The sequence below is a fragment of the Consotaella aegiceratis genome (assembly GCF_036541425.1).
Classification (GTDB): Bacteria; Pseudomonadota; Alphaproteobacteria; order Rhizobiales; family Rhizobiaceae; genus Consotaella; species Consotaella aegiceratis.
In genome coordinates this window covers 54,544-75,015 of sequence record NZ_JAZHFT010000021.1, presented here as the reverse complement: position 1 = coordinate 75,015, position 20,472 = coordinate 54,544, and the positions used below count along the sequence as shown (strand labels likewise).

18 protein-coding genes and 1 pseudogene are annotated in these 20,472 nt (G+C 64.8%); 9 read left to right on the top strand and 10 right to left on the bottom strand.

Going from position 1 to position 20,472, the window contains the following annotated elements:
- Positions 1-7: 7 nt before the first annotated feature.
- The 8 genes from SMD10_RS14935 to SMD10_RS14900 form a co-directional block, all read right to left on the bottom strand.
- Positions 8-883, bottom strand: a complete 876-nt coding sequence (locus tag SMD10_RS14935; protein ID WP_331686509.1) for an amidohydrolase family protein — start codon at positions 881-883, stop codon at positions 8-10.
- A 12-nt stretch (positions 884-895) separates the two neighbouring features.
- A complete protein-coding gene (locus tag SMD10_RS14930; protein ID WP_331686508.1) occupies positions 896-2,836 on the bottom strand; it encodes a TRAP transporter permease in 1,941 nt (646 codons plus the stop codon).
- A 20-nt stretch (positions 2,837-2,856) separates the two neighbouring features.
- Complete coding sequence (locus tag SMD10_RS14925) at positions 2,857-3,792, bottom strand: TAXI family TRAP transporter solute-binding subunit (protein WP_331686507.1); 936 nt, start codon at positions 3,790-3,792, stop codon at positions 2,857-2,859.
- 511 nt (positions 3,793-4,303) lie between these two features.
- Complete coding sequence (locus SMD10_RS14920) at positions 4,304-5,263, bottom strand: catechol 2,3-dioxygenase (protein WP_331686506.1); 960 nt, start codon at positions 5,261-5,263, stop codon at positions 4,304-4,306.
- 155 nt (positions 5,264-5,418) lie between these two features.
- On the bottom strand, positions 5,419-6,723 hold the full coding sequence (locus tag SMD10_RS14915) for a TRAP transporter large permease (RefSeq protein WP_331686505.1): 1,305 nt from the start codon (positions 6,721-6,723) through the stop codon (positions 5,419-5,421).
- Positions 6,720-7,226, bottom strand: coding sequence for a TRAP transporter small permease (locus SMD10_RS14910; protein ID WP_331686504.1), 507 nt, complete (start codon positions 7,224-7,226; stop codon positions 6,720-6,722). The genes SMD10_RS14915 and SMD10_RS14910 overlap by 4 nt, the downstream gene beginning before the upstream one ends.
- Positions 7,227-7,230: 4 nt before the next feature.
- On the bottom strand, positions 7,231-8,220 hold the full coding sequence (locus tag SMD10_RS14905) for a TRAP transporter substrate-binding protein (protein WP_331686503.1): 990 nt from the start codon (positions 8,218-8,220) through the stop codon (positions 7,231-7,233).
- A 214-nt stretch (positions 8,221-8,434) separates the two neighbouring features.
- Complete coding sequence (locus SMD10_RS14900; protein WP_331686502.1) at positions 8,435-9,358, bottom strand: NAD(P)-dependent oxidoreductase; 924 nt, start codon at positions 9,356-9,358, stop codon at positions 8,435-8,437.
- A gap of 315 nt (positions 9,359-9,673) precedes the next feature.
- Between SMD10_RS14900 and SMD10_RS14895 the strand changes: the two genes are divergently transcribed.
- The 8 genes from SMD10_RS14895 (at position 9,674) to SMD10_RS14865 (ending at position 17,458) form a co-directional block, all read left to right on the top strand.
- Positions 9,674-9,943, top strand: coding sequence for a DUF6455 family protein (locus SMD10_RS14895; RefSeq protein ID WP_331686501.1), 270 nt, complete (start codon positions 9,674-9,676; stop codon positions 9,941-9,943).
- 572 nt (positions 9,944-10,515) lie between these two features.
- Positions 10,516-11,706, top strand: a complete 1,191-nt coding sequence (locus SMD10_RS14890) for a LysR family transcriptional regulator (protein WP_331686500.1) — start codon at positions 10,516-10,518, stop codon at positions 11,704-11,706.
- A gap of 246 nt (positions 11,707-11,952) precedes the next feature.
- On the top strand, positions 11,953-12,684 hold the full coding sequence (locus SMD10_RS14885) for a GntR family transcriptional regulator (RefSeq protein ID WP_331686499.1): 732 nt from the start codon (positions 11,953-11,955) through the stop codon (positions 12,682-12,684).
- Between the two features lie 74 nt (positions 12,685-12,758).
- Complete coding sequence (locus tag SMD10_RS25610) at positions 12,759-13,457, top strand: N-acetylmannosamine-6-phosphate 2-epimerase (RefSeq protein WP_432757250.1); 699 nt, start codon at positions 12,759-12,761, stop codon at positions 13,455-13,457.
- Entirely contained in the window at positions 13,454-14,338 is an 885-nt protein-coding gene (locus SMD10_RS25605) for an ROK family protein (RefSeq protein ID WP_432757249.1), read from the top strand. Before SMD10_RS25610 ends, SMD10_RS25605 begins: the two co-directional genes overlap by 4 nt.
- 3 nt (positions 14,339-14,341) lie before the next feature.
- Positions 14,342-15,676, top strand: coding sequence for an ABC transporter substrate-binding protein (locus SMD10_RS14875; protein ID WP_331686498.1), 1,335 nt, complete (start codon positions 14,342-14,344; stop codon positions 15,674-15,676).
- 68 nt (positions 15,677-15,744) lie between these two features.
- A complete protein-coding gene (locus SMD10_RS14870; protein ID WP_331686497.1) occupies positions 15,745-16,626 on the top strand; it encodes a carbohydrate ABC transporter permease in 882 nt (293 codons plus the stop codon).
- A 13-nt stretch (positions 16,627-16,639) separates the two neighbouring features.
- On the top strand, positions 16,640-17,458 hold the full coding sequence (locus tag SMD10_RS14865; RefSeq protein ID WP_331686496.1) for a carbohydrate ABC transporter permease: 819 nt from the start codon (positions 16,640-16,642) through the stop codon (positions 17,456-17,458).
- A gap of 214 nt (positions 17,459-17,672) precedes the next feature.
- On the opposite strand, the gene SMD10_RS14860 is transcribed toward SMD10_RS14865, so the two are convergent.
- Complete coding sequence (locus SMD10_RS14860; protein ID WP_331686495.1) at positions 17,673-18,833, bottom strand: GNAT family N-acetyltransferase; 1,161 nt, start codon at positions 18,831-18,833, stop codon at positions 17,673-17,675.
- Between the two features lie 199 nt (positions 18,834-19,032).
- Between SMD10_RS14860 and SMD10_RS25600 the strand changes: the two are divergent.
- Positions 19,033-19,464 (top strand): annotated as a pseudogene (locus tag SMD10_RS25600) (hypothetical protein); the annotation flags it as partial.
- Positions 19,465-19,599: 135 nt separating this feature from the next.
- Here SMD10_RS25600 and SMD10_RS14855 read toward each other — a convergent pair.
- A complete protein-coding gene (locus SMD10_RS14855; RefSeq protein ID WP_331686494.1) occupies positions 19,600-20,457 on the bottom strand; it encodes a LysR family transcriptional regulator in 858 nt (285 codons plus the stop codon).
- Between the last annotated feature and the right edge of the window lie 15 nt (positions 20,458-20,472).

The window sequence follows — 20,472 nt, the reverse complement described above, 5'->3', positions numbered from 1 at the left end:
CGGCTCTTCAGGCTTTCTCGGGCCAGTAGAGACGGGTGGGGTTGTCGACGAGCAGCGCCTGGAGCAGCATGGGCGTCGGCGCGATCAGCGCCAGAAGGTCCACCAGGGCGCCGTCGTCGGGCATGTTTTCCTTGATGTTGGGGTGCGGCCAGTCGGTGCCCCAGAGAACCCGATCGGTGAAACGCTCGACCAGGCAGCGGGCGAACGGCACGGCGTCGTGGAAGGGCGGTCCGGCGCGCGAAATGCGCTCCGAGCCGCACACCTTCACCCAGAAACGCTCGTCGTCCATGAGTTCGCAGAGCATCTGGAACGCCGGCTGGTCGAGGCCCTTCGAGGCATCGACCCGGCCCATGTGGTCGACCACCATGGGCACCGGCAGTTCCTTGAGGAAGGGCGCCAGCGTCTCCAGTTTCTCGGCGTCGAAATGGACGACCGCGTGCCATCCCAGCGGTGCGATCTTGGCGACGATCGCGCGGATGGCGTCGAAATCGGCGTCCTTGCCGAGATGGGCGACGAAATTGAACCGCACGCCGCGAACGCCACCCTCGTGGAGCGCCTCGAGCTCGGCCTCGCTGACGTCCTTTTTGACCATGGCGACGCCGCGGCAATGCTCCGGATCGGCGGCGATCATGTCGAGCATCGCGGCGTTGTCGGTGCCGTGACAGCTGGCCTGGACGAGAACGGTACGCTTCAAGCCCAGCAGTTCGTGAAGCGCGAAGAGCTTCTCCTTGGGCGCGTCGACGGGCGTATAGGTCCGCTCCGGCGCGAAGGGAAAGCGCGCCGCCGGCCCGAAGACATGGCAATGGGCGTCGCAGGCATTGGCAGGCAAAGCAATGTCGGGCCGCTTCGGCGTAGCGCAGAAGGGCAGGTTCTCAGCCGACATGGGAGGTCCTTTTCAGATTCTCGAAAGCTGCCGACGTTGGGCAGCCATTTGATTGAACAGGCGGCCCGCCATCACCGCCAGGATGACGACGCCGGCAATCCGGATCGCGAGCGTCGCCGCGCTGACGTCGGCGACCTTGGCCGGCCACATGACGAGAACGCCGCCGACGAGGAAGGCCAGGCGCTCGCCGAGGTTGAGCACCCGCCCCAGCCATCCGGCGAAGCACACGCAGAGCCCCAGCACGCCGATCGTCGCCAGGACGCAGGCGATGAAGATCTCCAGCCCGCTGCCGATCATCAGCAGCCCGTTCATCTCGGCGAAGATGAAGGGGATGAGCAGCAGAACGAAGCCGAGACGGCAGGCCTCCCATCCCGTGGCGGTGGCGTCGGCTCCCGAGATGCTGGCGGCCGCGAAGGCGGCAAGGGCCACCGGCGGCGTGATCGCCGAGATCATCCCGTAGTAGAAGATGAACATGTGGGCGGCGATCGGCGGCATGCCGAGTTGCGTCAAGGCCGGGGCCACCAGGACCGCCAGCAGCAGGTAGGCGGCCGACGTCGGCAGTCCCATGCCGAGAACGAACGAGGTGAAGGCCGTCAGAAGCAGGATCAGCCACAGGGACGAGCCGCCGAGCTCGAGGATCAGGCCGGACAGCATCAGCCCGAGACCCGTCAGGTTCAGCACGCCGATGACGATGCCCGCGGCCGCGACAGCGGCGATGATCGGGATGGTGGACAGCAGCGTGTCGCGGCAGACCAGCACGAGGCCCAGCGGTCCGATGCGCGTATCCTTGTGCCAGGGCGAAATCAGAAGGCCGAAGACGATGCACATGACGGCAGCCCGGGTGGGCGTGTAGTCCATTGCCAGCAGCGCGATCAGTCCGACGAGCGGCAGCAGCAGATAGCCACGCCGCCGCAACGTGCTGAAGATGAGAGCCGCATTGGCGCTTTCGTCCTTGCCGAGGCCGAGGCGCCCCGCTTCCAGACGCACAGCCACCAGAAGGGCGCCGACATAGAGCAGGCTCGGGATTGCCGCCGCCAATGCGATCTGGCCATAGGGCACCCCGATCACTTCGGCCATGAGGAAGGCCGTCGCGCCCATCACCGGCGGCAGAATCTGTCCGGCCGAGGCCGCAGCCGCCTCGATGGCGCCCGCGGTCACGGCGGTATAGCCGACCCGTTTCATCAGCGGGATGGTGAAGGTGCCGGTGGTCACGACGTTGGCGACGGCACTGCCGTTGATGGTGCCCATCAGCGCGCTCGACAGGGCGGCCGAGAGGCCCGGGCCGCCGTTGACGCGGCCGGTGATGCCGCGCGCGATGTCGACGAACACCTCGCCGGTGCCGATCTTCATCAAAAGCGTGCCGAGGAAGGCGAAGAGGAAGATGTATTCCACCGCGACGCCCATCGGCACCCCGTAGACGCCTTCCGTCGACAGCATCAGCGTCGAGGCGAGACGGGCGAGGTCATAGCCGCCATGGCCATATTTGCCGGGAATGAGATAGCCGAAATAGGCATAGACGAGCGCGGCGACGACCAGGGTGACGAGCGCCCAGCCCAGCGACATGCGCGTCAAGGTAAGAACGATGATCAGAAGACCGACGAAGATCAACTGATCGACCTCCGTCGACATCGCGCCGCGCATGATGATGTCGATATAGGAATGCCAGAGATAGGGCCCCGGCACCAGGGCGACCAAAGCCAGCGCATACAGGATGAAGCGCCAGGGGCTTTTGCCGACCACCAGTCCCAGATGAATCATGCCTGCCGCGGAAACCACGGAGAAGAACACCGAGCGGAGAATGAGAGCGGTGATTCCGCCGAAATAGGCGCCGTAGATGACCAGCGCCGCGGTCATCACCGCCAGCAGCGCAAAGAGCAGGGATACGGCGTTGACCTCGCTCTGGCTGCGCCGCTTCTCGGGGCGCAGCCGAAGCCTATCCATGAAGGCAGACATGGGACGTTCCGCTCAGACGCTCATTTCTTTTCGTCGAAGAAGCGCGCAGCGCCCGGATGCAGATCGATCGGCGTCTTGGTGGCCGTATCCGTCGAGATCGCCTTGGCCTGCGGGTGGACCTGGGCCAGTTCCGGCAGATTGTCGAAAATCGCCTGGGTGATCCCGTAAATCAGATCGTCGCTCGCGTCGGCCTTGGTGAAGATCGTCGCCGGGTCGTTGATCACCGTGACCGTGCTGTCCTGGCCGGCATAGGTGCCGGGCTCGATTTCATAGATCTGGTAGAACGGGTAGTCCTTGAGAAGGTCGCCCAGCTTGTCCTCGTCCAGCGACAACAGATGCATCTCGCGCTGGGCGCCGAGATCGATCAGGGCCGAGGTCGGAGCGCCGGCCAGCACCACCGTCGCATCGAGCGTCTGGTTGAGAAGGGCGGCCGTGCCTTCGGTATAGGACAGGAACTGGACGTTGGAGGGATCGAAGACCCCATAGGCTTCGAGAAGCCGCTGCGCCAGCACCGCAGAATTGCTTCCCGGAGGTCCGAGATTGATCCGCTTGCCGGCGAGATCCTCGAAATTCTCGATCCCCGTGCCTTCGACCGTCGCGATCTGCAGCACGGCGGGGTAGAGATAGGCCATGGCGGCGACGGGCTGGGCCTCGTTGAAGGCGCCTTCGCCGTGCTTCGCCTCGTAAAGTGTCGATGACGAGGAAAAGCCGAAGGTCATCTGATCCGCGGCGACGCGACGGATGTTCTCGATTGAGGCGCCCGTCACCTCGGCGCGGGCGAAAGCGCCTTCCATGTGCTTGTTCAGCACGTCGGCCATGCCGGCGCCGATGATATAGAACAGGCCGCCCGTGCCGCCGGTGCCGATCGAAATCCGCTCGTCGGCGGACGCCGACGCCGGCCCGAACGAGACCGATGCCGTCAGCAGTGCGCCGAGAGCCAGTGTCAAAAACCTCACGATATTTCCTCCCAACAACCATGTGGCGCCCGCTTTCTGCGGACGCCTTGTCCGGCGGCGAACCCGGCACACACAGCGTTTCGCACCGGACGTTCGCACAGGCCGCGAGGAACGCCATGCATGCGTGCCGGCGGCGCCACCTTTTTTCAGTGGCCGCAGTCTGCGCCTTTCCACCGGCGGAGAACCAATTCCTTATGATGCCCCCATCATAAGTTTGAGCTATATCCTCTCGGCGGCATGCGGCCCGCACCCCGGTCGTATGCGCTGCGCTGCAAGGTCTTTCCGGGGGAAGGGCGACGAAAGACGGTGTAGTTCCCTCGCTCAGAGGTTGCTGCCAACCGGCCGGAAAGGGTTGGGGCTGTCAGGCCCTTCGCTCCTCTAGAGCGACATGCGTTCAGATTGAATCGCCATGTCGCTCTAGCCCCTTGTTTTCCCGCATGATGTGGGTCCGAAAAGTCTGCAACTTTTCGGCATCATGCTCTAACCCTTCTCAGCGCCATCTCCAGCCGGATCATCTCGCCGCAACCGGCGGTGTGCCATGGGTGTGGAAGCTCTCGATCGTCTTGAGGCCCCAGGCCTGGCCCTTCTTACGCTCCATCTCTGTCCACACGACCGGCTGCCAGTCCGGGGCGAGGATCAGACGCGAGCCGGCATTCGCCACCTCGATGCGGTTGCCCGCCGGCTCGTAGACATAGAGGAAAAACGTACCCTGAACCGCGTGCTTGTGCGGACCCGTCTCGATGAAGACGCCGTTTTCGAGGAAGATGTCGGCGGCTCGCAGCACCTCGTCGCGATTGTCGGTCGCATAGGTGACGTGATGCAGCCGTCCCTTGGCGCCGGCGTGGTCCTCGGTGAAGGCCACGTCGTAGGTCTTGTTGTTGACGGTGAACCAGCAGCCCCCAAGCCGTCCGTTGTCCAGCTGGATCATCTCGGTGACGCGGCTTCCCAGCGCCTTGGTCATGAAATCGCGGATCGCGGACACGTCGCTCGCGAGGAGATTCAGATGATCGAGCCGGCGCGGCGCGACACCGCGGCCATGAAACCGCTGCGCGAGGTTTTTCAAGGCCGGCCGCTCGGCCGCCGGCGGATCGTATCTCTTCGTCTCCCAATAGAGCTCGAACACGTGGCCGTCCGGACTGCGGAAGCGATAGGACTTCCCATGGCCGAGATCGCCGTCGGTCCAGCCCAGACCCAAACCCATCTCCTCGATGACATCGACGCGCCGCCGCAGCGCCGCTTCCGACGAGGTGCGATAGGCGACATGGCCCATGCCCGTGGTCTCGGCCGCCGTCAGCTTGAGGGTATGGAACTCGTAGTCGTCCCAGGCGCGCAGATAGACCGATTCTCCCTCGCGCCCCGATTCGGTGAGGCCATAGACGTTGACGAAGAAGTCGAGGCTTTCTTCCGGCTTGTCGGTCAGAAGCTCGACATGGCCGAGATGAGCCACGTCAAAGCAAGGTTCGTTGGTCATCACATCCTCCCTTTCTCGATGAAGACCGTCGGCTGAAAGATCCTCCGGTCCGGCGTCTTGCACGTATCGGTCGGCGCGGGTCCGACCGGGATGCCCGCCGCCTTCGCCGGGCGCCATGGCGCCCGTCCACCCGCCCTTCTGCCAACCCGCCAGGTTCAGCCGAACATCGAGTTCGGGATGATCAGCGCGATCTGGGGAAAGGCGATGATCATGGCGAGGCAGATGATCATCGCCAGAAGAAACGGCGTGACGCCCTTGAAGATCGTTGCCATCGGCACGTCCTTGGCGATGCTGCGCAGAACGAAGACGTTGAGGCCGACCGGGGGCGTGATCATGCCCATTTCGATGACGATCACCGCGACCACGCCGAACCAGATCGGATCGAAGCCGAACTTGACGATCACCGGAAAGAAGATCGGCAGGGTCACGACGAGCATCGCCAGGCCGTCCATGAACATGCCGAGAATCACGTAGGCGACAAGGATGACGAAGAGCGTGCCGTAGGCGCCGAGGCCGAGCGCGACGAGCAGCCTGCCGACGGCGTCGGGCACGCCCGTCACCGCCAGGAACGGATTGAGCACGTTCGCGCCGATGACGATCATATAGAGCATGGCGGTGGTGCGGACCGTTTCGAGCACCGCCCGCACGAATTTCGGCATCGTCATGTCGCGATGGACGACGGCCATGAGAATCGCCAGTCCAGCGCCGACGGCGGATGCCTCGACCGGCGTAAAGGCGCCAACATAGATACCGCCGATCGACAGCACCATGATGGCAAGCAGCGGCATCGCGCCGAGCAGAACCCGGAACCGCTGACGGAACGGCAAGGCCGGGCCCGGCAGGCCGGCCTCGGGCTTGCGCAGCACCGTCACCCACACCGCCGCGATGAAGAGGCCGCCCATCAGGACGCCCGGCAGGATGCCCGCCATGAACAGGCGGCCGACCGACTCCTCCGTCAGGATCGCATAGAGAACGAAGCCGGTGGACGGAGGGATCAGGAAGCCCAATGTTCCGCCGGCCGCGATCGCGCCGGTCGAAAGGCCGTCGGCATAGCCGAGGCGCCGCATCTCGGGCAACGCGACCTTGCCGATGGTGACGGCCGTCGCCACCGACGAACCGCTGACCGCCGAAAAGGCCGCGCAACCGATCACCGAGGCAGACGCCAGTCCGCCGCGAAACCGGCCGACCCAGGCGTTGGCCGCGTCGTAGAGGCCCCGGCTGAAGCCGGCCTCGGAGGCGATATTGCCGAGAAGCACGAACATCGGAACCACGATCAGCGAATAGTTGGTGACCGCCGAATAGCTTTCGGTGAGCACGACGGCACCGGCAGAGCGGAAACTGTTGACGATCGCCATGCCGCCATAGCCGACGACGAGCATTGCAAAGGCGACGGGCGTACGCAGCACCATCAGAACAAACAGCGCAGCGAAACCCGCCACGCCGACCCACAGATCGCTCACGTCGCCTCCTTGCCCGAGATCACGACCAGCAGGATCTGGATGGCCAGAACCACGACGCACAAGCCGATCCCGACCGCCATGATGCCGTAGAAGGGCCAGATCGGCAGCGCCAGCATGTTGGTCGCGTCTTCGTACTCGTAGGCATCCAGCATCTTGTCCCAGGACCGATAGACGAGAACGCCCAGGACGGACGCCGACAAAACGCGCGAGCCGACGTCTCCGACGATGCGTCCGACGTGCCCGATCAAACCATCGAACACGTCGGCTCGCACATGACCTTCCTGATCGGTGCACCAGGGCATGGCCAGCATCACCAGGGCCACGGCGCCGAGTTGAACGATTTCATTGACGCCGAGGATCGGTGCGTTGACGAAATACCGCAGCACCACGCTCAGGCAGACCAGCCCGACCATGAGCACCAGGATGACGCCCGCCGCCGCCGCGAGGAAAAACGTCGCCAGGTCGAGAACTCTCGACCGGGCGACCGCGGAACCGCTCGCCATTCCGCTATTCCGACGAAAGCGCGTCGACGATCTCTTGGGCAGGCAGACCCTGCTCCTTGCCTTCGGCCACGACCTGCTCGGTCACTTGGTGAGCCAGATCGTTGAAGGCTTTGGCTTCCTCTTCCGAAAGCTGGATCACCGTCTTGCCGTCCATCTCGCCAAAGGCTTCGATGCCTTTGTGGGCCGCATCCAACTGGGTCTGGTTGGCAAGCACGGAGACGTCCTTGCCGATCTCGTCGACCGCCTGCTGCTGCTCTTCGCTCAGGCCTTCGAAACTGTCCCGGTTCATGACGATGTAGAACGGCGACAGGGTCGTATCCATGCCGACCGTCAGATACTGGGCAACCTCACCGAGCTTGAAGGCGCGGGTTCCCGTACCGTCGATCAGCGCGCCGTCGATCACGCCGGTCTGCAAGGCATTGTAGATGTCGGACACCGGCATGGAGACCGGAGTGGCGCCCCAGCTCTCGACGACGAGGCCGGTATTGCGAGACGGCACGCGAATCTTCATACCCTTGACGTCGTCGGACGTGTGCACCGGCTTGTCGCGCGTATAGAGCACGTTTTCGGCATTCGACCACAAACTGACCAGGTGGACGCGCCGAAATTCCGATTGGAAGAGATCGCGATTGTCCAGGAGCTTCTGCGTGCCGGTCTCCTCGGTCATCACGCCGGGCAATTCGGACATCAGCGTCAAGGGGAACTGCGAGGCGGTATAGCCGGGCAGGCTGACCACCAGATCGGCCACGCCGTCGACGGCGCGCATGAACTGTTCCACCGGCCCGGCACCCAACTCTCCACCGGAATAGATCTTGACGGTGACTTCGCCGTTGGTGGCCTCCGACAACTTCGTCGCCAGCGGCTCGAAGGCCCCGGCGACGTAGGGATTGCTGGCCGGCATATAATTGGCGAACTTGAGTTCGGTGGCCAGGGCGGCCGTCGTTATCACCGACAGAGCCACTGCGGTGACGGCGGATTTCGCCAAAGTCTTCATTCGATCATCCTCCCAATGCATTCAATGTTCTTTCAGGCATGACTCCCATGCGACATCGTGTAGCAGCAGAGACGGCAAATCCATTCAGAAAGCCGTCTCTTTCCATAAAATCCTGCTATAGCAATCGCGATCCTTATGATCCGCGGCGGTTTTGGACGCTGAGGATGCACTGCAATTCAGCCATTGGGCGGAGCTAGACGGCAAGGAAGAGAGTCTAGAGACTGCCGTTGCGATCGGGCTCGTTATGCGTCTCGCGTTCCGGGAGATCGCCCAGGATCCTGTCGGCCCTGTCGGCGAGATCGTCTGGTCCACCCTGCAGATGAAGCTGGCCAATCTGCTCCTGCCAGTCGACGACAGCCTGCGAGAGCCGCGCCGGCAGGCCGAGATGATCGATCATCGCCGCCACCTCGCGCATTTCGGCGGCACGCCGGACGCCGTGAACCATCATGCGTTCGAGATTGTAGCTGGCGCGACGGACCCAGTCGGTCTGCTTTTCGCTCGCTTGAAGGGACGCCAGTACCTCGTTCTCCACCCCCGCTTTGCGGGCCGCCAGCATGCATTCGGCTGTAAGCGCCTCCATCCCCTTGATCATCACCGAGCGCAACATCTTGATGGACGAGGCTTGGCCGACATTGCTGCCGGCGATCTGTGGCCGCATCGCCAGCTGCTCCAACCGCTCCTTGGCTTCGGTGGCATCCGGGCCGGCCAGAAGGACCGGGGTCTGATGGCCGGCCGAGGCGACGGGCGCCATGATCGCCATGTCGACATAGCGTCCGCCGGACTCCTCGACAATCGAGGCGGCCTTGCGCTTGCTTTGCGGGTTGCAGGAATTGCCATCGACGAACAGGGCCCGAGGCATGAGTGCGGCGGCGACGGAGGCCGCGGCAGCGACCGCCTGGTCGGCGGTGACAAGGCTGACGACCATCGGTGCATCGCGCACAGCCTCGCCCGCCGACGAGCAGCCGGCGACGCCGAACGCGCGATACCGATCCTGCATGGCCGCGGCGGTCTCTTCGACCGTGGTCTTGAGGTCGAAGACGGCAACCTCGGAGGCGGCGACGGGCCATCCCTTCAGGAAGGTCGTGGCCGCCTCGCCGAAGCCGATAAGGGCCAGCCGGCAGGGCGTCGAAGGGGACATGGATTCCATTTCTTCCTCTATTTCATCGATTGGCAGCGTTGCCGGAAATGTCGGCCGTCGATGCGCTTCCCGGAGACCGCACGGCCGCGATCTCCGAAGCCGTTCGATCGTTGCGGCAGGACGACGGCCGATGCGTCGCCCGGTCCCAACCCGAAGCAAATCGGCGCCGGGTGCTTGGGCTTTCGTCTGCCGTACTTGCGACCGTGTTGACGCGCGCCGCCGTCGCAAAATTGATCCATCGCATATGACGCATCGACCCGTTGGATATCCTTCGCAAGGATGATCAGGCTTTGTCGGCTACATTGGGAGTTGTTGATGACCCTCACGAAAAAACTGAGCGCTCGCATCGAGCGCCATTGTCAATTCTTCTCCGCCATGGCGACCCGGCTGGATGTCGATATGGACCGTCTCGTTCAGGCCGAAATCGAAATGGGGGGCGCCTACCGCAGGTGCCTGCTGTGCCGGAACACACGGGAATGCGCCGACTGGCTCCAGGGAGCCGCGGGAGCCGTGGGAACGCCCGACTTTTGTCCCAACGCTCGCTTCTTTGCCAGATCGGCCACGGCCCACGCGCCGTTCATGTAATCGTCGGGACGAAAGGTCCAGGCGCTTTCGTCGAGAAGCGCGGCGCGGAACAAACGAAGCCGCCGCGGTTTGGTGTGGGGCTGTCGACGCATGGATTCCGCCCAGCACCCGCGTAATCGCTCTCCATGGCCGCGCCGGAGAATCCCGCTCCGCGTGATCGGCGGCGAACCATCTCCGTATTGTCATGAGCAAGGAATTCCGCAGATCGGAGCCGGCTGACCCGACGCATCTGCCACAAAAGCGGGATGGTCGCCGGACGGCCGGAGGTCGGCCGGCAGACAGACCTGCGCTCTCCGCTGGGCATTGACCAATTCCTTGTGATGCCCCTCCTATAAAGTTCTGCTATACGACGGCGCGTTCCGGCCCTTCGGGGGTCGAGCTGTTCGCTTCGTCTTCGTCCAGTAAAGAGCATTGCTCTGCCTCGGGCGATCTCCACAATGCGGCCGCCCGACCGTCGAACGCCGGCCCGGTGCGTCACCCTTCGCCTTCGCCGACGCGTCGATGGCGTCGACCGCCGACGAGGCGCGCTGCCACAGGGTGCAGAGGACCATTCGACAGAGGAGCGCTGAGGCGTGGGGCGGCTCGACCGGAAACAGGCGGAATTCAATCTGCGTCACCTGCGTGCCTTTTCCACCGTGGTGGAGGAAGGATCGCTGACCCGTGCCGCCACGATCTGCGCGGTATCGCAGCCCGCGATCACCCAGGCGGTCGGCAAGCTGGAAGCCCAACTCGAGGAACCGCTTCTCGAACGCACGTCGTCCGGCGTTTTTACCACCGACATCGGCCGTGTCTTTCTGGATCGGGTCAACCGGGCGCTCGCCCGGCTCGACAGCGCGTTTGCCGTTATGGCTCCGCGTCTTCGGCTGACGGCGACCATCGCTCAACTCGAGGCGCTGATCGCCGTTCGTGAAACGGGCAACTTCACCCTGGCGGCGCGGCGGATGGGCCTGGCTCAGCCGACGGTGCACCGCGCGGTGGCGCGCCTGGAAAAGGAAGCGGTCCGCCCCCTGTTTGCACGCGAATCTCGCGGCCTCGTGCCGACCCGCGCCGGCGAAGCGCTCGCGGTCGCGGCGCGGCTCGCCTTCGCAGAACTGGCGCAGGCGAGAATGGAGGTCGCCGAGCTTCGGGGCCGGGATGCCGGCCGTATCGTCATCGGTGCGCTGCCTTTGTCGCGTGCCTATCGGCTGCCCGCCGCAATCGTTCGTTTCCGCCAAAGCTGGCCGAACATGCCGCTCAGAATCGTCACCGGCTCGTACTCGGAACTGCTGAAAGAGCTTCGCAGCGGCGAGATCGACTTCATCATCGGCGCCCTGCGCGATCCGCTTCCGATCAACGACGTCGAGCAGCGTTCGCTGTTCGACGACGAACTCGCGATCGTGGCGAGTCCTCGCCATCCGCTCGCCACGAAAGCGCATGTCGAGATCGCCGATCTCGTTCGGTACGCCTGGGTCGTCGCCGCATCGGGCATCCCCACCCGCATGCACTTCGACCGTATCGTGGCGAGCGCGGCCGAAAGCCCGTTGAGCATCATCGAGACGAGTTCGATGATTCTGATGCGCGAGATCCTCATTGCCAGCGATCACCTCGGCTGCGTGTCGCGGCACCAGGCGCAGGCGGAAGTCAGATCCGGAGCTCTGGTCATTCTTCCCATCAACCTCGATGGGACGGCGCGTCGGATTGGCATCACCACCCGCACCGGCTGGAAGCCGACGCGCTCGCAGGCCGATTTTCTCGACATATTGGACGCGCTCGACGAGGCTTGAGACCACCGGCGGCCTACGGGAGCCGCCCGACTCGCCCTCCGGATAATCCTTGAGGCTGTGGCCTCTCTCCGCAGCCGGTCGCGCGCGGCGTGGGTCCGCTCGGCTCGGCGTCGCAAGTCGGCTGCGATGGCGTCTGCGCCGGCGAGGGCGAAGCCCAGCGGAAATTCCGCAGGCCGTTGCCGAGCCCGGCGTTGACTGGTGCTTTGCGGTATAGCAATCCATCTGCCGATGGAGACGGAAGAACTCATGGATCGGCTGCGCGGGCGGCTCTCGGGGGCCGAGAACCGCGGTGCGCTGTACAAGCGTCTACGGGCCGGACTGCAGGACGTGATCGCGGCCGGTACGCTCAGGCGTGGCGAGCCTATACCCGGCGAGCGGGTCCTGGCCCAGGGGCTATCCTTGTCCCGGGTGACCGTGCGCAAAGCCATCGAGGGTCTGGTGGCCGACGGTTGGCTCGTCCGCTATCCCGGCACCGGAACGGAGGTGGCCGGCCGCGTGGTGAAGTCGCTGACGCGGTTGACCGGATTTTCCGAGGAGATCACGGCGCGGGGACTGCAACCCGGCTGCATCTGGCTGCTGCGCCGTCGCATGAAGCCGTCGGTGCAGGAAGCGCAGGATCTCGATCTGGCGCCTGGCGCCCTCGTCCTGCGCCTCGACAGGGTCCGGACCGCCGACGGCGTGCCGATCGCCCTGGAGCGGGCCGCCGTGCCGCTCTCGGCGCTGGCCGATCCGGCGGCGGTCGACCAATCCCTCTATGCGGCCCTGGAGGCGGTGGGGCGAGCTCCGGTTCGCGCCGTCCAGCGTCTGCGCGCCTGCGCCGCCACGGACGAGGACGCGCGCCATCTCTCCTGCTCACCGGACACGCCGCTGCTCCTGGTCGAGCGGCGCTGCTTCGATGCGGGAGACCGCCCGGTGGAGGTGGCCCAGACACGCTATCTGGCCGACGCCTACGACTTCGTCATGGAGCTCACAAGATAATACCGGTATAATACCGGTTGCATTCTTTGAAGAATGGGATAGCGTCTTCATGCTAGTGAAGCGTGAGGACTGCCGTGCCATTCGAAGATCTGCGCCAGCGACTTGTGGTGTCGTGCCAGCCTGTACCCGGCGGGCCGTTCGACCGGCCCGAGATGGTCGTGGCCTTCGCGCTCGCGGCGTTGGCCGGAGGCGCTCGCGGCCTGCGGATCGAGTCCGCGCGATATGTCGCGGCGGTGCGCGCCGTGACCGCGGTGCCGATCATCGGTCTCGTCAAGCGGGACCTGGCGGAATCGCCCGTGCGGATCACGCCGACGATCGACGATGCACGCGCGCTGGTCCAAGCCGGTGCCGACATCGTCGCCTTCGATGCGACCCGGCGGATCCGCCCGACCGCAGTCCCCGATCTCGTTGCAGTCATCAAAAAGGAGGGTGCGCTGGCCATGGCGGACTGCTCGTGCGCCTCGGATGGGCAAGCCGCACTCGCGGCGGGTGCCGACATCGTTGGCTCCACGCTGTCCGGCTATACCGGTGGCGCCGAACCCATCGACCCTGATCTCGACCTCGTCGCCGCGCTTCGCAGGCTCACCGAGAACGTCGTTGCCGAAGGCCGGATCCACACGCCGGATCAGGCCGCAGCCGCGTTGCGGAGCGGCGCCTTCTGCGTCGTCGTCGGGTCGGCGATCACGCGCCCGGAGCACATCACCGGGTGGTTTGCCGAGGCGATCGATGCCGCCGGCGGTCTAGATCAGGCCGGAGCCGCGGCCCCTTCATGAAGAACGCTTCGACCACGCTCGCTCTGGATATCGGCGGCACGAAGATCGCGGCGGCCCTCGTCGAGACGGGGCGGATCTTGCGCCGGTGCGAATTTCCGATGTCGCGGGGCGCGGGCGCGGACGGCTGGTTCGCCGAGATTTTCGAGAAGACCGTCGACTGGCAGGGGCAATTCGGCGCCGTCGGCGCGGCGGTGACCGGCCTGGTGACCGACGGTCGGTGGTCCGCCGTCAATCCGCAGACGCTGCCGGTGCCCCCGGATTTCCCCCTGGTCGAGCGCCTCTCGGCCATGTTCGGCGTGCCTGCGAATGCCTGGAACGACGCTCAGGCCGCCGCCTGGGGCGAGTTTCGGCAGGGTGTCGGTGCGCAGCTTCCCGCCACCGCGACCATGGCGTTCCTGACCGTCTCGACCGGCATCGGCGGCGGCGTGGTCGCGGGCGGCAGGCTGCTCGGCGGTCTCGCTGGCCATTTCGGCCAGTCGAGACTGTCTTCAGGGATCGGCGACGAGCCCGCCGAGGCCTGCATCTCCGGGCGTTGGATCGCCGCCGCGGCGGCGGAGCAGGGCCACGCGCCCGACGCCAAGGCCGTCTTTGCGGCGAGCCGGCGCGGCGAAGGCTGGGCCGAAGCCCTGCTGCAGCAGTCCGCGGCGCGCTTTGCGACGCTCTGCCTGAACGTCCAGTTCGCGGTCGATCCGCAACTGCTGGCGGTGGGTGGCGGCATCGGGCTGGCGCCGGGCTATCTCGACCGCGTCCGTGCGGCCCTTTCGCGGCTCTCGCCGCGGCTCGCTCCCCGGTTGATGGAGGCCGGCCTCGGGGCTGACGCCGGCCTGCTGGGAGCGGCCGACCTCGCCGAAACTGTCTGTCCTGTCAACGAAAGGAACTGAGGCATGCCGAAATTTGCGAAGACTGCGACCTCCGTGCTCGCCGCCAGCGTGGCCGTGCTGCTGCAGGTGGGTTCCGCCGAGGCGACCGTAACGGTTCTGGGTTGGCCTGGCGGGCCGGAGGAGGTCGCCTTGCGGGCCGCGGCCGACGCTTACAACGCCAAAGCCGAGACCGCCGACGAGGACAAGGTGGAACTGCTTTTCTTCAATCGCGACGGGTTCTGGGACAAGTTGCAGGCCGACCTCGCGGCCGGCACCACGGCGTTCGACGCCAACCTGCTCGCCACTTATTCGATCGGCCGCTATGCCCCCTTCATGGAGCCGGTCGAACTCGATCCGGACGCCGCATCCGTCTATGGCGAATCCGTTCTGCAGACCATGCAGTACGACGGCAAGCAGTACGGCGTGCCGACCGATCTCTCGCTGCACTTCATGTACTACCGCAAGGACCTGATCGACCAGCTGTTGTCCGATCCTGACGCCCAGGCCCGCTACAAGGAGATCGCCAAGAGCGAATTGGGCAAGGATTTGGAGCCCAAGGATCCTTCCGAATGGACCTGGGACGACTACGCCGCGACCGCCCTCTACTTCACCAAGGCGGTCAATCCGGACAGCCCGACCCGCTACGGCACGGTGCTGCAGATGCGCAACCTGTTGTTCAACATTATGGTCTGGCAGTCGATTCCGAAGTCCTACGGCGGCGATTGGATGAACGAGGCCGGCGAGATCACGGTCGATTCCGATGCCTATCGGCAAGGCCTCGAACTCTACAAGAAGCTCTACGACGAAGCGGCGACGCCGAGCGATTCGCTCTCTTACGAATTCGCCGAGGCCAATTCGGCCTTCGCCTCGGGCCAGGTGGCCGCGATGCTGCAATGGAACGCTGCGGCCTCGGTGCTGTCCGACCCGGCGCAGTCGCCCGTGGTCGCCGACAAGGTCGCGACGGTGCCGCCGCCGGCCGGTCCCGAAGGGCGCTTCACCCACATTCACAGCCTGGGCTTCGGCATCAACCGCAACGCCCAGAACAAGGAGGGCGCCGCCCGCTTCATCAAGTGGCTGTCCACCGAGGAGGCGGCGCTGGTCTACGCCGCCAACCAGGGATCGCCGGCGTTGACGCCCGAGGTCGCGCAGAAGATCGCGGACAAGCGTCCGGATCTGCCGAAGCTTGGCGAATACGCGGTCAACTACGGCTTCGTGATGAAGGGCGGCACCTCGGCCAAGGCGCTGTCGGTCTATGAACTGCAGGCCGGCGAGTTCACCGGGTACTGGGGCGGTGAGCGGACGCTCGACGAGGCTCTGGCGAATGCGGAAGCCGGGATGAAGGACCTTCTGAAGGACTGAAAAAGCCGCCGGCCGGGGTATGTCCCGGCCGGCTTTGACATCGTGGCGCGCGACGGAGACCGGCCAGCATGCAGGCAGACACGACAAGCCAGAAAGGCCGATTGGCCTGGGGCGTGATGATCACCCCCCTGGTCATGTTTCTGCTGCTGTTTCTCGGCTTTCCGGCTGCCGTCAACCTGGTCTACAGCGTGTCGGACGTCAGCTTCCAGACATTGCGCAGCCCCGTGCTTTCGGGGCTGGGCAACTACGCCGAGGTGCTTCGCGACACGGCGTTCTGGCGTGCGGTCGACTTCTCCCTGCGGTTCGGCCTGGTCACGGCCGTGGTCGAGTGTCTGGCCGGCCTGTTTCTGGCGATCTTTCTGGCACCGCTTCTGCAACGGCTGCCGCGGCTGATCGCCGGGCTGATGCTGCCGTTGATGGTCGCACCGGCGCTGGTCGGGCTGATGTATCGGCTGGTGCTGCACGAATTCGTCGGCCCCGTTCCCTATTATCTTTACCAATGGTTCGGAACCAGTCCGGGCTTCCTCACGCCCGACAACGCCTTCACGACGCTGGTCGTGGTCGAAAGCCTGCAATGGACGCCGTTCGCCTTCCTGCTCTTCTATGTCGCCTATCGCGCCATCCCCGAAGATGTGCGCGAGGCCGCCGCCCTGGATGGCGCGGACACCTGGCAGCGGCTGCGTTTCATCGATTTCCCGCTGATGCTGCCGACGCTGGCCGTCGCCCTGTTCATCCGCTTCATCGACGGAGTGCGGGTGTTCGACAACGTCTACGTCCTGACCGGGGGCGGGGCGGGCGGCGTGACCAAGTCGCTATCGATCTACATCTACGAGACGTTCTTCCGGCAATCGGAGATCGGCCGCGCGGTCGCCGCCTCGATGCTGCTCTTTGCCGTGTCGCTGCTTCTTCTGACGGCGCTGAATGCGCTCGCCTCGCGCCGGGATGCCTAGGTTGAGAACAGGATTGCTCACCACCCTTCGTGCAATCGTGCTCGTCGTCGCCCTGGCGGCGGTCAATTTCCCGGTGCTCGTGACCCTCGTCACCTCGTTCAAGTCGCCGGCGGAGGTCGCTGGAAATCCGAGCCTTTTCATCGAACAGCCGACGCTGGAGAACTATCGGGCGATCTTCGCCAATTCCGACCGGATCAATATCTCGGCCTATCTCGTCAACAGCTTCGCGGCCTCGGCGATCGGCACGGTCCTGGCCATTCTGCTGTGCCTGCCGGCCGCCTATGCCATCTCGCGCAGCGGTCTCGGGCGGAAATATCTTCTTCCGGTCATCGTCAACCTGCGGGTGATGCCGTTGGTGATCTTCGCGATCCCGATCTACATGATGTATCAATGGCTTGGCCTGCTTGATACGAAATTGGGCCTGGGCCTGATCCTGGCCGTCGTCAATCTGCCGCTGACGCTCGTTCTCCTGCTCAATGCCGTTGCCGAGGTGCCAAAGGAAATCGAGGAAGCCGCGGCGGTCGAAGGGGCCAGCCGTCTGCAGACGCTGGTCTGGATCGTCGTGCCGCTGTGTCGGCCGGCCATCGTGACCACCCTCGTCTTCGGCTTCATCACCGCCTGGAACGAGTTCCTGTTCGGCCTGATGCTCACCACACGCGACGCGGTGCCGGTCACCGTGGGAGCATCGTTCTTCTTCTCCGCAGGGGGCGGCGGCGTTTTATGGGGGGTGGCCTCGGCGGTGATGATCGTCGCCGCGCTTCCGCCGATGCTCCTCGGCATGCTGCTCTATTCGCAGCTCGAAGGCACGATGGCCGGCGCCGTGAAGGGCTGATCGGATCTGACGGACGTTCCGCGCCGCCCGCTCGACCACGGACATCGGTCGGCCCAACCGTCGCACGGCCCGCGCCGTGCGACGGTTGGATGATGTCATGCCGATTACGGGGATATTTAGGGGCGCGGCTGAACCGCGCGTCAGATCCTCACCAGGATCTTGCCCGGATCCTGGCCCCGATACACCGTCTCGTGTGCCGCGAGGATCTCGTCATCTAGGCCAATCGTTTCCGGATGGCCGCCTTCCAGCTCGATGGAATGCGAGGCTTGACGTGCTGGTGAAGCAGGATCCGGGTGGCCAAAGGCGGGATGTGGAACAAGGCGGCCGTTGCGGTTTTTCGGACCAGGTGGATGGTCGTGTAATCCTCCTGCTGCATGTTCCAGTTCCTGTGCCACGGAGCAGCGCTCATATGGTTCAGCTCGAACAGGTCGCCGCGTCGATAGGCGGCGGCGTTGACCTCGCCGGTCAACAGCGTTCCGGGCTGACAATCGGAAAAGCTCTCGTCGAATGCGATGCGGGGCAGCATGAGAGCACCACCGCAGCGGATTCCGAGCCCCGCGGCGACGACCCTTCCGTCGACCTTGATCAGGTGCCATTCGAGCCGCTGGCGTTGGGAGAACGTCTTGACGAGGGCCTCGTAGAACGCTGTTTCGCTCGGACGCTGAAGCAGGGCGGTACCGGCGCGCCCCTTCCAGCCGGAATTCTCCAGTTCCAGAAACTCCTGAAGGAAGCCGTCGTCGGCACCCCGCCCCGATCGGAGTTCGATCGTTACGGTACCCTTCCCGTCGAGCTTCTTTCGGTACCGTTTCAGATTGCGCTTCAGATTTCCGCCGAGGCGGCTCAGGTATTCCTCGGTCCCGATCAGAAGATCGACCTTGTCATAGGGAAAGACCCGGCCCGTTATCACGGAGTGCCCAGGGAATCCGGTCTCGACGGCCTTCCAAAGCGCCGAATTCTGCCGGACTGCGGGAAACGCGAGTTCGAGATGGCGAGGCTGCTCGCGTGCCGCTTCCTGCAGCAATGCCGAAAGCGCGCCAGTCGCGTGCTCCGGCGAGAGCACGACGTCACCTGAGTCGGTGAGATTGTCGAAGGGAGTCTGAAGCAGCGGGACCGAAAGGCCGAAGAAGGGATGCGGTTTGACGATGACCGGCAACACGCCAACGAGTTCGTCGCCGACATAGGCAAAGCTGCAGAACCAAGACTCGCCTTCCCGAACGCGATGCTTCAAAAAGGCCTCAGTCCAAGCGGGAAGCAGCGATGGAAGGGCCTGGGGCGCGTTCCAGGCCAGGCGATCCCATGCCTCGGCATGAGCGGCAAGCCCCTGCAGGTCTCGGACCGTGATCGTCCTTGCCGGAATGCCGTCCGTGAGACTCATCGCGCTTCGTTCCGTGACCGGAAGACCTGTGCATGGGTGTCCGAGCCGAGCCATCACGGTCAGCTATAATGGCCGAGCTGCATCGGCTTGAACAAATATAAGTCCAACTACAGTGGATCAATGCATTGAATATTTAACTATTAATGTATAAAACATAACAAAAAATTCTTATAATCTGGAATAGATGTAGGATAGCGGCGTGCAACGACGTCAGCCGAGCGGGATTGGCATCTCGAGGTCATGCTCTGCTTCTCCACGGAGAAGCGCCGCGTTTCGGGAAATATGCACAGCTGGTTCGGGCACCCTTACATACTCCAATGGGCGGAATGGATTGACCACGGCGCTGCTTCGTCGACAAGCTCACCAGCGGTCAGATGCCGGATGGCTATCTCAACAGCTGGATCTCGGTTTCCAGCCGCAGCCGCTGCGCCTGCCCCGCTCGTCCGAGATCGCGGCCCGCTACGAGCCCGAGCTTTTCTCCGGAGCCGTGTCGCTCACCGAGCCCGCCCTGAAGGCCGAGGCGGCGGACCGGGTCGACGGATTCTGCGCCAGCCTGCCGCCCGTGAAGGTGCCCGCGTCCTTCAAAGCCGTCCCTTATCACCTCTGGGCCGATCGCGAGGCGGGAGCCATGCTGGTTTGGCTGGTCGAACACGAGGACGCTCGAGATGGCCCGATCGCGCCTGCGCGGGCGGGCGCTGACGCCGAGCGCAGGCTGACCGACTCTGAGTTATTCAAAGATGGCGTTCGCGCTCTGGAGAAGCGAGGATCAATCCAGCATGCCTTCGGTCCCTTCCGCGCGCAGACATTCGGTCACAGCGCGGACAGGCGCCGATGCCTTCATATCCGTGTGGAAGACGAGCCAGACTTCGCGCAGGAGCGGCGGAACGTCCGGACAGGCAGGCACGAGAGGGGCACCCTCGCCAATGAGGAAATCCGGCAGCATGGCGATGCCCGCGCCGGCCCGCGCCAGCGAGACCTGGATCTCGACATGGTCGGCGCGGAAGCCGAACCGCTCCCTTCCGGCGAAACGCTCCAAAGCCGCCTGTTGTGGCGAGCTCGCCATCGGCCCCTCGTTGCCGATGAAGAACCAGTCCGCCCGCCGTGTCTTGGCGAGATAGGCTACGTCGCCGTAGAGGCGAAAGCTCATGGCGCCGATCCGCACCGCCGTGAGGTCGCCGCGATCCGGACGGCTGAGGCGAATGGCGACGTCGGCCTCGCGATGCTCCAGGGAAGCGGTGCGCGCTTCGCCGAGAAGCCGCACGCTGAGACCGGGGTGGCGCTCCCGGAGCCTCGCAAGCCTTGGAGCGAGAAAGCCGGCGGCATAGGCCGAGGGCGCGCTGATCGTGACCTCGCCCTCCAGGTCCGAGCGCGAGCCGGCTGCGAGCCGCTCCACGGTGCGGACCTCTTCGCCCATGCGCTCGGCGAGCGCTGCCACCCGCTCGCCCTCCGACGTCAAGATCAACCGCCGACCGCGCCGATCGATCAGCTTCAGGCCCAGCGTCGCTTCGAGAGCCGCGATCCGCCGTGCGACGGTCGCATGCTCGATCCGCAGCTCGCGCGCGGCGCCGGAAAGGCTGCCGGCAGTAACGAAGGCAGCGAAATGGCGAAGGTCGTCCCAATCCATCAGCGATTTTCTCCC

What these genes read in the sequence shown, in the direction of transcription:
- SMD10_RS14920 (WP_331686506.1), bottom strand. Translation starts at nt 5,263, where the DNA reads ATGACCAACGAACCTTGCTTTGACGTGGCTCATCTCGGCCATGTCGAG.
- SMD10_RS14875 (WP_331686498.1), top strand. Translation starts at nt 14,342, where the DNA reads ATGCCGAAATTTGCGAAGACTGCGACCTCCGTGCTCGCCGCCAGCGTG.
- SMD10_RS14905 (WP_331686503.1), bottom strand. Translation starts at nt 8,220, where the DNA reads ATGAAGACTTTGGCGAAATCCGCCGTCACCGCAGTGGCTCTGTCGGTG.
- SMD10_RS14870 (WP_331686497.1), top strand. Translation starts at nt 15,745, where the DNA reads ATGCAGGCAGACACGACAAGCCAGAAAGGCCGATTGGCCTGGGGCGTG.
- SMD10_RS14900 (WP_331686502.1), bottom strand. Translation starts at nt 9,358, where the DNA reads ATGTCCCCTTCGACGCCCTGCCGGCTGGCCCTTATCGGCTTCGGCGAG.
- SMD10_RS14935 (WP_331686509.1), bottom strand. Translation starts at nt 883, where the DNA reads ATGTCGGCTGAGAACCTGCCCTTCTGCGCTACGCCGAAGCGGCCCGAC.
- SMD10_RS25605 (WP_432757249.1), top strand. Translation starts at nt 13,454, where the DNA reads ATGAAGAACGCTTCGACCACGCTCGCTCTGGATATCGGCGGCACGAAG.
- SMD10_RS14910 (WP_331686504.1), bottom strand. Translation starts at nt 7,226, where the DNA reads ATGGCGAGCGGTTCCGCGGTCGCCCGGTCGAGAGTTCTCGACCTGGCG.
- SMD10_RS14855 (WP_331686494.1), bottom strand. Translation starts at nt 20,457, where the DNA reads ATGGATTGGGACGACCTTCGCCATTTCGCTGCCTTCGTTACTGCCGGC.
- SMD10_RS14895 (WP_331686501.1), top strand. Translation starts at nt 9,674, where the DNA reads ATGACCCTCACGAAAAAACTGAGCGCTCGCATCGAGCGCCATTGTCAA.
- SMD10_RS14860 (WP_331686495.1), bottom strand. Translation starts at nt 18,833, where the DNA reads ATGAGTCTCACGGACGGCATTCCGGCAAGGACGATCACGGTCCGAGAC.
- SMD10_RS14885 (WP_331686499.1), top strand. Translation starts at nt 11,953, where the DNA reads ATGGATCGGCTGCGCGGGCGGCTCTCGGGGGCCGAGAACCGCGGTGCG.
- SMD10_RS14930 (WP_331686508.1), bottom strand. Translation starts at nt 2,836, where the DNA reads ATGTCTGCCTTCATGGATAGGCTTCGGCTGCGCCCCGAGAAGCGGCGC.